Source organism: Paenibacillus swuensis, assembly GCF_001644605.1.
GTDB lineage: Bacteria > Bacillota > Bacilli > Paenibacillales > DY6 > Paenibacillus_N > Paenibacillus_N swuensis.
The window spans coordinates 2,368,999-2,382,627 of record NZ_CP011388.1; the positions used below are offsets into that span (position 1 = coordinate 2,368,999).

The 13,629-nt window shown below is 51.1% G+C and carries 16 protein-coding genes; 6 read left to right on the plus strand and 10 right to left on the minus strand.

The window, feature by feature from the left end; translation table 11 throughout:
• The first annotated feature begins 383 nt into the window (after positions 1-383).
• On the plus strand, positions 384-827 hold the full coding sequence (locus SY83_RS10355; RefSeq protein ID WP_068606229.1) for a hypothetical protein: 444 nt from the start codon (positions 384-386) through the stop codon (positions 825-827).
• A 44-nt stretch (positions 828-871) separates the two neighbouring features.
• Here SY83_RS10355 and SY83_RS10360 read toward each other — a convergent pair whose 3' ends face one another.
• From SY83_RS10360 to SY83_RS10375, 4 genes are all read right to left on the minus strand, one after another.
• Entirely contained in the window at positions 872-2,200 is a 1,329-nt protein-coding gene (locus tag SY83_RS10360; RefSeq protein ID WP_068611036.1) for an FAD-dependent oxidoreductase, read from the minus strand.
• Positions 2,201-2,473: 273 nt separating this feature from the next.
• Positions 2,474-2,767 carry a hypothetical protein gene (locus tag SY83_RS10365; protein ID WP_068606230.1) on the minus strand — a complete coding sequence of 98 codons (294 nt, stop codon included), beginning with the start codon at positions 2,765-2,767 and terminating at the stop codon, positions 2,474-2,476.
• 65 nt (positions 2,768-2,832) lie between these two features.
• Entirely contained in the window at positions 2,833-3,324 is a 492-nt protein-coding gene (locus SY83_RS10370; protein WP_082882456.1) for a hypothetical protein, read from the minus strand.
• Positions 3,325-3,371: 47 nt separating this feature from the next.
• Positions 3,372-4,058: a CGNR zinc finger domain-containing protein gene (locus SY83_RS10375; RefSeq protein WP_068606232.1), complete on the minus strand. Its 687-nt coding sequence runs from the start codon at positions 4,056-4,058 to the stop codon at positions 3,372-3,374.
• Between the two features lie 203 nt (positions 4,059-4,261).
• Between SY83_RS10375 and SY83_RS10380 the strand changes: the two genes are divergently transcribed.
• The 3 genes from SY83_RS10380 (at position 4,262) to SY83_RS10390 (ending at position 5,861) form a co-directional block, all read left to right on the plus strand.
• The gene (locus SY83_RS10380; protein WP_068606234.1) at positions 4,262-4,762 is read left to right on the plus strand and encodes a DinB family protein; all 501 of its coding nucleotides are present in this window, start codon (positions 4,262-4,264) and stop codon (positions 4,760-4,762) included.
• A 159-nt stretch (positions 4,763-4,921) separates the two neighbouring features.
• Positions 4,922-5,416, plus strand: coding sequence for a CcdC family protein (locus SY83_RS10385; protein ID WP_068606236.1), 495 nt, complete (start codon positions 4,922-4,924; stop codon positions 5,414-5,416).
• 184 nt (positions 5,417-5,600) lie between these two features.
• Positions 5,601-5,861 (plus strand): hypothetical protein, encoded by a 261-nt coding sequence (locus tag SY83_RS10390; protein ID WP_082882457.1) that lies wholly within the window; start codon positions 5,601-5,603, stop codon positions 5,859-5,861.
• A gap of 210 nt (positions 5,862-6,071) precedes the next feature.
• Here the strand turns inward: SY83_RS10390 and SY83_RS10395 are convergent, their stop codons facing one another.
• On the minus strand, positions 6,072-6,989 hold the full coding sequence (locus SY83_RS10395) for an AraC family transcriptional regulator (protein ID WP_068606238.1): 918 nt from the start codon (positions 6,987-6,989) through the stop codon (positions 6,072-6,074).
• 108 nt (positions 6,990-7,097) lie between these two features.
• On the opposite strand from SY83_RS10395, the gene SY83_RS10400 reads away from it, so the two are divergent.
• Positions 7,098-8,417: a family 4 glycosyl hydrolase gene (locus tag SY83_RS10400; protein ID WP_068606240.1), complete on the plus strand. Its 1,320-nt coding sequence runs from the start codon at positions 7,098-7,100 to the stop codon at positions 8,415-8,417.
• Between the two features lie 100 nt (positions 8,418-8,517).
• Entirely contained in the window at positions 8,518-9,735 is a 1,218-nt protein-coding gene (locus SY83_RS10405) for an MFS transporter (protein WP_068606242.1), read from the plus strand.
• Here SY83_RS10405 and SY83_RS10410 read toward each other — a convergent pair.
• From SY83_RS10410 to SY83_RS10425, 5 genes are all read right to left on the minus strand, one after another.
• A complete protein-coding gene (locus tag SY83_RS10410; RefSeq protein ID WP_068606245.1) occupies positions 9,732-10,121 on the minus strand; it encodes a type II toxin-antitoxin system death-on-curing family toxin in 390 nt (129 codons plus the stop codon). The two genes, SY83_RS10405 and SY83_RS10410, sit on opposite strands and share 4 nt — an antisense overlap.
• A complete protein-coding gene (locus tag SY83_RS23080) occupies positions 10,121-10,291 on the minus strand; it encodes a hypothetical protein (RefSeq protein WP_157279835.1) in 171 nt (56 codons plus the stop codon). The genes SY83_RS10410 and SY83_RS23080 overlap by 1 nt, the downstream gene beginning before the upstream one ends.
• A gap of 96 nt (positions 10,292-10,387) precedes the next feature.
• Positions 10,388-10,570: a hypothetical protein gene (locus tag SY83_RS10415; protein WP_068606247.1), complete on the minus strand. Its 183-nt coding sequence runs from the start codon at positions 10,568-10,570 to the stop codon at positions 10,388-10,390.
• Between the two features lie 79 nt (positions 10,571-10,649).
• Positions 10,650-11,501 carry a GNAT family N-acetyltransferase gene (locus SY83_RS10420; protein ID WP_068606248.1) on the minus strand — a complete coding sequence of 284 codons (852 nt, stop codon included), beginning with the start codon at positions 11,499-11,501 and terminating at the stop codon, positions 10,650-10,652.
• Between the two features lie 143 nt (positions 11,502-11,644).
• Positions 11,645-13,612, minus strand: a complete 1,968-nt coding sequence (locus tag SY83_RS10425) for a glycoside hydrolase family 43 protein (RefSeq protein WP_068606249.1) — start codon at positions 13,610-13,612, stop codon at positions 11,645-11,647.
• Between the last annotated feature and the right edge of the window lie 17 nt (positions 13,613-13,629).

Below are 13,629 nucleotides of genomic sequence, written 5' to 3' on the forward strand. Positions count from 1 at the left end.
AATCGCTCCCCGTCCGTCCCCATCCGTTGATTTAACTTCCCTAGGAACACTATTCGCTCCCTATCCGCCCCCATCCGCAGCCGAAAAGGTCCCATCTCCGTGAAGGTAATGGATTACGCTGAGGTGTTCTCCGTTTACGCTAAATTTAGCTGGTTCAAGGAAACTCTGATATATAACGAACTGAAATTCGCTCAAGTGTCGCGGGACTGCACATGAAGGAAATTCGCTACTCTATTCTATGATAATCTACCAAACTACCCGGAAAATAACGAAAATCAGCTGCGGATGAAGGTAAGAAGTTACCATACTAGTGAATTAGGAAAGTTTATAGCAACCTTACCTTGCAAAACCTCGTTTAGTGTTCATAAGAGGAGGGAGCGCATATGAAAACGAGAAGGGTGTTAGCGGGATGTTGCAGTGCATTGCTGGCTGCTGCTGTCATGGGTTGCTCCGGCTCCGGCGAACCTGCAGTGTCAAGTGAGCACAAGGAGCCTTATGTGAGCTCGAACGGCTGGAACTCGCTGATGCGTCTACAAAATGAATCGATCGCCCATGTATGGACCGACCCGGAGACAATTCAAACGCTAAGAGCAGTGGCATGGAATTCCCTGTCGACAAGACAGAAGTCATCGGTCATCGGGGATTGGAAGCAAGCGGCTGTTACGCCGTCGGACTGGGACCTTGTGCAATTGAAGCGAACGAAGACGGAACGCGAGGATGTGGCGAAGGTTACTTTTGTAACTAAAATGGATGTCACGATCGGACCCATCGGCTTGTACATAGACACAGCCACGCATGAAATTCTGGGACAGGACGTCCGGGAATAAAAAAAGGCTCAACCCCGCATCGGGATCGAGCCTTCACTTTAACTTTACAACGCCTGCAAACCGGCCTGGTTCAAAAAGTTCCAAGGCTTGTTATAATGCGGCTGGAAGAAGAAATCCACAAACGCGAGTTCATCGGTGGTCATGCCGTTCTGGATGCATACCGACAGCGTGTTGATCGACTGCGTCAAATCGACTTTCGACATCACCTGCGCGCCGAGAATGCGGCCCGTCGGCTCTTCGTAAACCACGGTCAGCGTCAGCGCCTCCGCCGTAGGCATAAACTCAGGACGATAGGTGTCATGGATTGTGATTGTTTTCACATTCTTGCCCGCAGCGATGGCCGCACCTTCCGTCATGCCGGTCGATGCGATGTTGTGATCGTAGATTTTGATCCCCGATGTGCCTTGTGTGCCGAGGTACTTCACTTTGGGACCCATCAGGTTTCGGGCAATCAAGGTGCCCATGCGAACCGCATTCGTTGCCAGCGGGATGTAAGCATGTTCCTGCGTCGGGTTGTAGAACACGGCACAGCTGTCGCCGGCGGCATACACATCTGTTTTGCTGGTGCGCATGTATTCATCCACCAGAATCGCCCCGTTTGGCAACATATCCACTTGACCTTGTAACAAAGCGGTGTTGGGACGGAACCCGATACAAAGGACCACCAGATCAGCTTCGTACTCACCGGCCGTAGTGACCACTTTACGAACCCGACCTTGTTCACCGATGAAGCCGGTAACGGTTTGGTTCAGCGCGAGCTTCACATTTTTGACCGTAAACTCATCTTCCAGGGTGTCCGTGAGCTCCCGATCCAGATACTTGCTGAGAATGCGGTCCGCCGTATCAATTAAAGTCACTTGCTTCCCGCTCATTTCAAAAGCCTCCACCAATTCTATACCAATATACCCCGCACCAATGACAGTTATGCGCTGGGCGTCACGGGCTTTCTCGACGATTGTTTGGGCGTGGTTATAGTTTTTGCAGAGAACAATGTTATCGAGATCCATGCCCTCAAGCTTAGGAATAATAGGCCACGATCCCGTAGTCACCACCAGTTTATCGTACGTGTCCGTGATTTCCTCGCCGGTTACCAAGTTGCGCGCCTGCAGCGTCCGGGCATCCGTATCCACGTTCATCACTTCATGGCGCATATGCGTCGTTACACCCATGTCTTTCAGCTGATCCGGTGTGGCGTAGAACAATTGCTCCGCATCCTTCACAACCCCGCCAACATGTAACGCGATACCGCACGACAGGAACGAAATGTTGTCATTTTTCTCATAAACGGTAATTTGAGCTTGGGGATGTAACTTGGCGATGTTCACAATGGCTGCGGTCCCGGCGTGTGTGCATCCGATGACGGCAATTTTCAAGACAGTTTCTTGGGCAGCATGGGGAATATGGGTTGTTGTCATGGTAAAACCTCCCGATATATTGTATTGTGATTAATTTCACATACTTGCTGATCGTATTCGCTCTGTTGATAATGTTAGTATATGCCGTTCTGACGAAAAACGCTATGTCTAAATTGTGAATTATTTCACAAACCAATAATCAAACCATTTTGGGCAAAATAAAAACCCCGCAACAAGCGCGAGGCCACGCTGTACCATGGATGAAAGATAGATCGATAGCTGATGTTCCGTCTAATATCTTCGTCTGTTCAAGGATCCATAAATGAGCACAATACCGGACAACAGGTGCAGGAACCAGCCCACTAAAGGAATCCAGCCGAGTATTGAAGCGGTGATGCCCAGTACGGGACCGACGATGGACTCTTTGTTGTTGAGGGACAAGACCGTTGTCACAATGTGCAAAATAAGCATGATGCCCAGCGCCGAGTAACCGGTGCTAATTACGAACGCTCCGCCCAGAACGGGTATTGCCAATAACAACTCTGCACTGCCGCTGACAAGCTTTAATGTTTTCGGTGAAATCACGTGGAGTACCTCCCAGGTATAATTTCATATATCGTAACAGGAATTAGGAGGGTTTGGGAAGCCCTTTAACGATACCGCTTGGACCACGCCTGCATCCATTCCGGATAGGGCAGAGGCTGTACTTCTTCCAATGTCTGGCCGTCAAGAGAGTAAACCCAGCCAGCCTGTAGAGCTTCTTCATCCGTCCATGGAACGGAAGTTGCTCCGATGGGCTCATTGTCGGCGAGGAAGACGGCGACATGTGCCTTCTTTTTGAACCGCGGATGGTCTTTTACGATAAAGTGTTCCACTTGAATGTTCCGGTTAAAATAGAGCTCAGGGTCCACGCCTTCTTCCGCAAAATAACCCCATTCCATCATATGCGGCAACTCTTTAATATTGGCCTTGGTAAGCTGATAACTCCCGCGCTCACCTTCATAAGAGTCGATTAAAAAACCTTTTTCGCGAAGGTAGTCATGGGCCGCTTTCGATCCGGGGGACTTCAGATCGTCTTGCGCGTTTAAACAACCCGTAAGGAACATGACTATAACCATTATCAGAAAAGGAACTTTCATCATTGTATTCACCTCTTACACCTGACGAAATCTCATCGGTTAAAGTTTCATCAACGCTCCAGCTTCTGGCGCGCCCGGAAGCGCCGCACCTTCATGAGGTTGCCGCAAGTGCGATCCTCGCAGTAGCGCTTCGTACGACTCCGGGTGTCGTCGTAGTACACCCAGCGACAATCCGCGTTGTCGCAGAAGTGCACGCGCGTCCCGTCGCCGATGGCGGCCGTTGCCGCAAAGGAGGCCGCCACCTCGGCCATCCATTGCGCCGTCCCGCCCCCTGCCGGGACATGGCCCAGGCGCAGCCCGCTTCGGCCGCCGGCCTCGGCGGGCAGAAGCCGCCGCGTGACCGGGCCAGCGGACATAACGGCGTTGAGCGCCGTTATGTCCGCTTCGGTCAGCTCGCGGCCTTCCGACAGCGTCTGCGCCATGCGCAGCAGCCGCTGTCGGAAAGCCCGCATGGCGTCGCGCTCGGCCGACGCCGGAAGCTCGCGCGGCGCCCACGCCGCCGCTTCAATCACGCTTCCTGTTCCCGTCTCCGATGGCAAGTCGCTAGCGGATTCTCTTTTCTCCGCGCCGGCGCTCTCCGCACCCTTGCTTGCTCTCTCCACGCCCAACGGAGGCAAATCCCAGCGCTTCGTCATATATACATACCACTCGCCCGAGTCGAGCCGGTCTTCCGTCTGTCCGCTGCCGCGCCAATCGCGCCATTCGCTATTCAAAAAATCGCTCCACAGCAATTCCATTGTGCGGCCCCCTTTGTGCAGTTGTAACTTATTTTATCTTATGGTAAACTTTACATGTAACAATCTTTATTGTATATAGGTAGTTACGAATAACGCATTCATTATTGTTATATCATCGCACAATTGTTTAGCACCTAACTCTTTATAACCATTGTAACGCGCTGCAACGCCACAAATCCACAATTCACAAGGAGGCTGTACTTATGAGTCGGACGATTATGGACATTTTGCAAAGGCAGAGGGAAGCGATTTGGGAGAGGGAATCTTGGTGTGTGCCGTTAGCTAAGGCTCTTCAGGATGTGACCAGCGCACAAGCCGCGTGGCAACCGGAGGGCGGGGGCAACAGCATATGGCAAACCCTCAATCACATGAACTTCTACAATGAGCGAATTCACAGCAGATTAGCGGGTAACCTTCCTCCGGAGATGGACACCAATACCGCAACATTCGGTGAAGCTGGAGATCCTGCAGACGAGGCAGGCTGGAAAGCTGCTGTGGACCAAGCCTATACGTTGGCGGAACAATTGAAGGTCGAACTATCTCAACTGACAGATTCTGATCTGGAGCGTCCATTTACCAAAGAATCAAACATCGGGCAAGAGATCCCCATGTGGCTCATTCATGACTCCTTTCATACAGGCCAAATCGTGTTATTGCGCAAACAACAAGGCATCTGGCCGGAGACGCGCGAGGAGTTTGGCTGAGAACTTGAACCGGTAGTTGCTTCAATTCCCTAACAAAGCCGGATCTCCGGCTTTTTCTTTTTGTCCGTGTTTGTTTTACAATATAGGGAGCATATTAAGGTTGTCATAAAGCCTGTCCGGGATTACATACAATCATCATAGAGGGGAGGGGGAGTTGAAGTGGAATCTACCGTGTTATCCCATTTCATGGCTACGTTGGCATCGTTATTCATCGGATTGTTCGTCATTCGTATTCGTCTGCGCGCGGGGGAACGACCGGCCAGCCTGAAGAAAATCGTCATTCCCCCGTTGGGGATGGCGACGGGCTTTATTATGTTCGTCCTGCCAGCGATGCGTATACCGTGGGAATGGGGTGTTGCCGCATTCACAGCCGGGGCTGTCATTTTCGCCTATCCGCTCATCCGAACCTCCCGCTTTCACATTGTTGACGGGCATATCTACATGGTGCGGTCCAAAATCTTCGCTGTCATCATCATCGCGCTCCTCCTGTTGCGCCTGGTGCTGCATGATATTGTTGAGCAATATGTAAGCATGGAGCAAACAGCGGCCATCTTCTTCATCCTGGCGTTCGGGATGCTGCTGCCTTGGCGCATCGCCATGACCGCGCAATTCCTGATGACCCGTAAACAGTTGAACCTAAACTCAGCTCGCTAAACTAACAGCATTACGAAACCTCATATTTTGGACACATCTAAAAACCTTTTTATCGCACTTTACGGGTAGATGGTTATAGTTTTGTCTAAACGGTTGCGGAATTGTGAATAAAGTTTGAACACCGTGTGTAATCTATGCTATACTATCTTTAAGAAAACGATTACACAATACGGGAGTGGTCATCATGATGAAGAGCAAAGTAATGACAATAGATCCGATCCAACTAACGAATGACGGCGGTGTTAAAGTTGCGAAAGCGATGACGCTGATTGCGTGGGTACTGCTGGGAATCGGTGTTGCCATGTTCTTGATGACGATGTCGAATTTCAGGGACAGCAATCTTGGCCTGATGGTAGCGATCGGTTTTGTCATTGCCGGTATGCAAGTATACGGTCTGGGTACGTTCGTTAACCTCATCTCCACGAAATCGAACCGAAACGATTAAGTCGTTCACAATAGCATTACGCGTCACAATGAAAGCCATGAAGACTCAGGTCTTCGTGGCTTTTTTTGCGCTATCTCATTATGCGATGTCCCAGTTGGTTCATTTTATTTATATCAAAAGACTCAATTCGCTATTCAACTGTCCTTGGCTCAAATCCTATAATGGGAGCATCTCGTCTCGATTCCACTCATGCTAATGGAGTTACCTCAATTACACCTGATTCGGCCCAGGGTCCAACTCCAGCGGAGTCAGGTAGTTCAGTGCGCCGCTCTGCTGCTTGCGGAATTTGCCCGGCGTGGTGCCCGTCCATTTGGTAAATTGCCGAATAAAGCTCTGTACATTTTCAAATCCGATGCGGTGAGCGATGAGCTCCATGGAATCCCTTTGGTTGACCAGCATGTGCATGGCTTCCTGTTGCCGAATCAGCGACAAATATTCGCGGGGAGACATCCCGTAGGTTTGTTGAAAAACTCTGTAGCAATGACGCCGGGTTACGCCAAGGTCTTCTGCGATCTGTTCCAGCCAGCCTGTCAGCAAGGAAGGCGCGTTCGGCTCTTCGGATGCGGAAATCAGGTGTTCAATAGCCTTTGCGATTCGGTCAGCCAGTGCCGGTTCCGCGGGTACGGAGGCAACGCCCGCCTCGGGGAGGAAATATTCTTCCATGCCGACAAGGATTTCGCAGCAGCTTTTGAGAATTCGGGGGGTTGAAGCGCCCGCTTGCAAGTGGGACATCATCGACAAGACCGAAGAGTGAAGCTTCTCGTGCATCAGATGGCCGATGGGAAACAAACATTCCCCTGTCTCTCTTAAAGCTCGAATCACGGAATGGTCCGCGTTCTGGATGTGCATCACGAAGCATGTCATGCTCTCCCCGTGCTCAACACGGAATTCATGAGCTTTCATCGGAGGTATGATGACCAGGTCTCCGGCATGCTGAACTAGTCTTGTATTTCCTACAATGGCAGTTTGGCGGCCTTCCAGCACCAGATTAACCTCGATCATTCTGTGGTGAAGATGACGGTCGCATACCCGTCCGCGGGTGGTGCGGGATACGTGCATTCCGTACAAATACAGGTCAGATGTGACATTAGGGAACGTTTGCATGTCCGTATATTCGGCGAAGCGCATGGCGAATCTCTCCTGAACACTCATTAAATTTATGTTTCCATTATCTAATTAACCATAACGCTATAGCAAGATTACTTTTCATTTCAAAAAAAGAGGGAGATTAACACTATGAAAATCGTATTAATCGGGGGAGGCAGCTTCGTATTTGCCCCTACCGTGTTGGAGGATGTCATTGTAAAGCACAGGCTGAGCGGCGGTGAGCTCGTGCTGGTGGACCCGAAACGAGAAGCCGTGGAAGCGATGGCGGGCGTGGGCATGCGAATCGCGGAGGAGCTTGGCGTGGATGTTCGGATTCGGGCCTGCACGGATCGCAGGGATGCTTTGCCGGGTGCGGATGTTGTCATCGTGTCCGCTTCCGTTCAAGGCATGCGGCGCTGGCAGATGGACTATGACATTCTATCGGAACTGGGGATGCCCGATCAGGCAAGGGAGTGCGGCGGTGTAGGCGGCTTATTGAACACCTTCCGGTCTGTAACGCTGCTGATGTCCGTTTGCCGGGATATGGAAGAGCTTTGCCCCGACGCATGGCTGATGGACGTGACGAACCCAATGCCCCGTGTGGTCACCGCGGTTACACGTTATACTTCCATCCGTTGCGCGGGATTCTGTAATATTGCCTACCGTGGACCGGAGGGTTACGCATTGCTTCCCCGCTTGATCGGGAAGGAACCGCATGAGGTTGAGGTTGTGACGGGCGGGCTGAATCACTTTGCATGGGTGCTTGCCATGAGGGACCGCCACTCTGGTGAAGACTTGTTACCGCAACTGAAGGAATATATCCGCAGCGGCGATTGGACAGGGCAAGACGAAGAGATGCAGCGTGAGCTTCGCGTCATGCGCCGCTGGTTGCTCGCCTACGGCGGCGTTGCGGCGGGGGCGGTGGATCATCATGCGGAGTACCTGCCGTTGCAGGAAGATATCCGGTACACCGAGCATTCGCCCTACCACGGCACGGAGGCGGAGCGGCGCCAGTGGCTTCAGGAGCTTAAAGAAATCGGAGCGGGAAGGATGGCCTGGGAATCGGTCTTTTCCAACGGAAGCTGGGAACATCCGGTTGATCTGGCAATTGCGCTGCAGCGCGGGGAAGAGAGCAAGCTGGATATTCTGAATGTCCGTAACGACGGCACATTCCCGGAGCTTCCTCCGGAGCGCATTGTGGAGGCGCCGGTGCGGGTTTCCGGCGGTACGTTGACAGCGCAGCCGTTGCCGCCCTTGGGCAAGCCTCTGGCCGAGCTGTGCCGGCAGGTGTCCGACGTCCATGCGTTGGCGGCGGAAGCGGCCGTGCGCGGCGACCGGGAGATCGCAAAGCGCGCCATCGAGATCGACCCGGCCGTAACCGACAAGGTCACAGCGTTCATTGCCTTGGAGCGAATGCTGGAGGTCCATGCGGATCTGTTGCCGCAGTTTAGCAAAGGACAGTCGCTTTAGTTCCTTTTTGCCATAAAAAATCCCGTTCATCCACCTCTACCTATGTTATGATATACATACTTATTTAAACATCGGACAATTAGACTGGAGAACCTTTGGCATGTGGAGAAATCGGAATGTTTGGATTATTTTGGCGGGGGAATTTCTGGCGGGGCTTGGGCTTTGGGTGTCGATTATCGGGAATTTGGAGTTCATGCAGGCGCATATCCCCTCGGATTTCATGAAATCGCTAGTCCTGTTTACCGGATTGCTGGCCGGTGTGGCGTTCGGACCGTTAGCAGGCAAGGTCATTGACGCGAACAAGAAGAAGCCGGTGCTGATGTATTCCGGGCTGGGGCGACTTATCAGTGTGTGTTTCATGTTTCTGGCGCTGTATTACGACTCGGTGTGGTGGATGGTGGTGTTCGCGATCACGTTGCAGATTTCCGCCGCCTTCTACTTTCCGGCCCTGCAGTCGCTGATCCCGCTTGCGGTTTCGGAGAAAGATTTGCTTAGCATGAACGGGATTCATATGAACGCGAATACGATTTCCCGGATTGTGGGGACAGCGCTTGGGGGCATCTTGCTTGGGGTCATGAGCTTGTACAGTTTGTATATGACTTCGTTCATTACCTATCTGCTGCTGCTAGCCAGTACATGGTTTCTGAATGTGAAGGAGGAGCCGCGGAAGGAAGCGCCAGGTGAAACTAAGCCGAAGAATGAGGGCTTTAAAGCAATCTTGCCTTTGCTCAAGGAACGTCCGAACCTGGTTAACATTCTGTGGTTGTCGGCGGTACCGCTGTTGTTTATCGGCGGCTTCAATCTGATGATCATCAACATCAGCGAAATGTTGAACGACTCGCAGATCAAGAGTTGGATTTATACGGTGGAGGGGATCTGTATTATTGCGGGCGGCGTGTTGGTGAAAAAGCTGTCGTCCGGACGCAATCTGTCCTCGATGCTCTATTTATCCGCGGTCGTCATTGCTGTCGGGCAACTTGTGCTGACCTTCAGCCACGTGTATTGGGTGCCTATCGTAGGCTTCGCCTTATTCGGGATCGGTGCTGGATGCTTTATTCCGCTCGTGTCCACGGCGTTCCAAACTCAAATTCCAAAGGAGTACCACGGCCGATTCTTCTCGTTCCGCACGATGCTGGACCGTGTTATGTTTCAGGTGGTGTTGCTGGGTACGGGATTGTTCCTCGACACGATGGGGCTTACGCGGATGGTGCTGTTGTTTGGGTCGTTATCGCTTGTGCTGATTGCGGTGCTGTTTATGAGGGAGCGGGCCGGGATCAAGCAGGGGACGATCGTCGCGGAGCGGTTGGGGGAATCTTAGGATAAGCGAGCATGCTCTTCGATCCATCTAGCTAGTTGGGTTCTATTCCATCGATTGGTAGCCACCAAGATCGTGACCTCAAACAGATCATCTGCATCGGCATCAATAGAGTATCCATTGATAGACATAAAAGTAAGCATCACAAAGAGTGCTGTACGTTTATTGGCGTCATTAAATGCATGTGCGGTAGCAAGACCCTCCATGTAAATAGCAGCTTTAAGAAATAAACCGGGATATTGTTCTTCATTAAAGAGAGTAGTGTAAGGCTTCTCTGCAATAAGATCAAGATATCCCGGTTCTTTTATGCCGTCCAGACCACCATCTTGAGACAGCGCGTAATCATGCAATTGTACAATTTGTTTTCTAGTTAGATATATTATTTTCATTAGTTTTTGGATAGCTTTCTAAAAACTTCCCGATGCCTATCAAAAACCTCTATAGCTGCTTTATCTACTTGTTCATTAGTAGCTTTTGTAATTTCATACTCAGCTGGAGATTCTCTAATTTCAGACTCTGTTTCTTTCTTTGGTATGATATTCTGATTCTTCTGTTCCATGGCACGCACCTCCCGTTATTAAGATATAATCATACCATAAAAATTAACAAAAACTCTCCGGCTGTTGTTTAGCCGGAGAGTTTCTATATTCCTTGTTTAATCGTTGTTCCCGCGCACTTTCTTGCCGGAGTTTTCGCCATGAAGGGTTTCATCCACTTCCTCCACCGCTTTCTCCACGAAAGAATCAAGCCCGTCTGTCGGAGACGCTTTAGGCAATTTCTTATCCGTAGCCACACCGGAACGATCTGTCTTGTCGATCTTCGATTGATGCTCGTTCATGCCAATCCCTCCTAGGTTGTTATACAACATTCATAACCCGGGAGCGGTAAGAATAAACGCATGGATACAAGATTGCGGATTATTTATAGCTATAGTAGTCCTGCGAATGATAGGATCTGAAGCCGCAATCCTCATACAACTTCAGGGCGTTCCGGTTGGTGGCTTCCACTTCCAGATAAACGTCGCTACCGTTGGCGCGTTCCTGCTGTACGATCTGTTTTAAGGCACTGCGCCCGATGCCTCGCCCTTGGACATCCGGCAACACGGCAAAGCCGTAAATCCAGGCTTCACCGTCCTCTGAGATGACTCGCATTTTGCCTACAGCCTTCTGATTCTGTTCAATGATATACATTCTGCCTTGTCCTTCACATTTCAAGCGTTCCGTATATTCGCGCGCATCCGATTCCGGAAAATTAAAGCAACGCACATCCAACTGCACCTCTAACTCCAAATCCTCAGGCTCCGAAGGCCGAAGCAGGACGCTCTGAGCAACGATGGGGTAAAGCTCTGCCCTAGGAGGAACCATATTCGTGAATTCATGCCATTTCATCTGGTGTTCTGAATGAGCGAAATGACAGTCAAGCTGATTTAAAAAACCTTTAGCCGAATTGGAATCCGAGGGAGCATTCAGCAGCACTTTGTTAAACTTTCGGATGCGCACCTCGTCCATGGCTTCTGCCATAAGTTTTGTGAAAATCCCGCGCCGCCTGGCATCGGGATGAACCATCCCGCAAATTTCCACCATACTGCCAAAGCCGTACAGAGCCGCAAACCCGATTAGAAGGTCACCCTCATAGAGAAGGAAATCATTCTTAACGCCTGCTTCCCTGTTTCGGAGCATGTCCCAGTTGAGCTTCAGCTGAACGCCGTCGGCAGATTCGCAAATGTCCTGCAGTTTCTTTACATCTGTTTGTTCTTGTAGGGTTAACATCACGACCTCCGATCATTAAATTCATAATTCAAATTATAGGGCATTCAGAGCGAAGGGGGAGTGTCAACTTAACTATAAGCAAAAAAGCCCAGTTAACCGAGACGGATTACCACCTCTGGCTTACTGGGCTGCCTGCTTATTTCTTAACGCTCTGTCCACTCTAAAGCCTCAATCCTTATGGCACAATCCGTTTCTATTTTGAGACCGGTCCATGTGCCTTTCACGGGTTGGCTCAAGATCAGTTCTCTGCCCAACCATACCTGAATATGTTGATCCAGATGAGTGATCATGACGGTTTGGCAGGTCCGCGTCTTAGATGACTGAGGAGGAAGGATGAGGGGCTGCAAGGCGTCCTCGTCCATGCCGGCTAATTGGATAACCACACCTTTTTTACCAGCAGAGCCTTTGTATAGGAGGTCCATTCGACAGAAGCTGTCGTCCATTCCTTCCGGCTTGGTTATAACCACTTTGGCACGCTCAACGTTCCCATTGCCGATAAGAGCTCCTTGATCTAGAATCCACTCACCCTTGTCCGCACGAATCCAGTTCATGCACCCATTCGCCGTCTCCGCGGAGAGTGACAGATGCCGGGTGACGGCAATCCCGTCGAAGCGGGCTGATGTATAATGCGTGGACAAGCCCAGCTGTCCATGGTGCTGCCGGCTTACATGAGACAGCACGGGGATATCGTCCAGCTCTACTTGGATATGAGAACCCGTGATGGTTACGAACATCCTATGATAGACGTCAAACCGGAATGTTGAGCTCAGATCCGTACTGGCCGCACTGTGCTTGATCCCGTGAATAACCTCGGTGGCGATCAGTTTACGTTTGCCCGTATTAAGCAAAATTTCCGTGTAATTGTCAGCATCCGTCCGATGGACAACCACGCCGTACAAACCGCCCATATGATGGGGTACCCACTTCACATTCGCTTCAAACACAGCACTGGTATAGGTTTCGGGCGCAAGCGCCAGGCTTTTGCCAACTCTGGAAGCTTGCAGCGCCTCCCCGCCGGAAACTCCCCATTCGCCGGAAACTTCAACCCAATCTCCGCTCAGGCCATGCTGGTCTGCACGATCGAAGCGATCAAGGAACGAGGGCATGGCGGGAGCCGCTTGCTCGGTATAGGTCGGGCCTGGCACCCACATGCGGTCCTGTTCCCAGTACATCGGATCCATGCGCATTTGCCGCCGCTCGCCGTCTTCCCCGGATTCCTTATCCACATGCCGTCCGTGATACACAACCCATGGGTCCACATTATTGGGAGCGATCGCGACGCTGTTGTGGCCGACGCCTTCGACATGCTTATTTTTGCACAAAAGAGGCTCATAAGTGTCCTCATCCGGATATTTGACCCAATCCAAGTCCGTTATCGAACTCCCCGAACGATGCTCCGCAGAGGAGTAGCCAATATAGTATGTCTCCCGGGTGAACGCGTTGCCGCTGTACATCACATAATGTTTGTTCCGGCGCTTGAAGTGGAACGCGCCTTCGATGGTATGCCAATCGCGTCCGTCGCCAAACCGGTTTTCCTCGTAAATTTCCTCGTCCAGAGTTGGTTTAATAATTAGCCGGGGCTTGCCCTCCAGGGTAAGCGGATCAAGTAAACGGTCCGCGAGAATGACGGTGCCCGGTCGGCTTGAATCGATGCCCAGTGTTTCATTCGTGGAATAAAACAGCACCAGTTCTCCATCCGCATCCCGCACAACATGGGCATCAATCGAGAAGGTATCGAACAAGGTTACCTTATACTCGTAAGGACCTTCAGGACGTTCCGCCACCGCGACTTTCATAAACTCATAGTGCACATCCTCTTCATGAGCGTCACGGGATGAGTAGTATAAGTAGAACAAGCCGTTCTCATAGAATACGGCAGGCGCCCAATAGTCCGCTTCTCCTTCTTGCTGGAAGGCATAGCCGAGATGAGTCCAGTTTACGAGATCTATGGAATGAAGAACGACGACCCCGTTTAGCGAGGTGGCGTAGCTGTAGTATTCACCGTTGTATTTAAGCACATAAGGGTCCGGATTGTAGAATGCCGATAACCCTGTGGTGTTCTCTGCTTTTGGGCTTAATGAAATTGGGAGAGGATTTGAGTAATAGCGCATGGATGGTTCCTCCATTG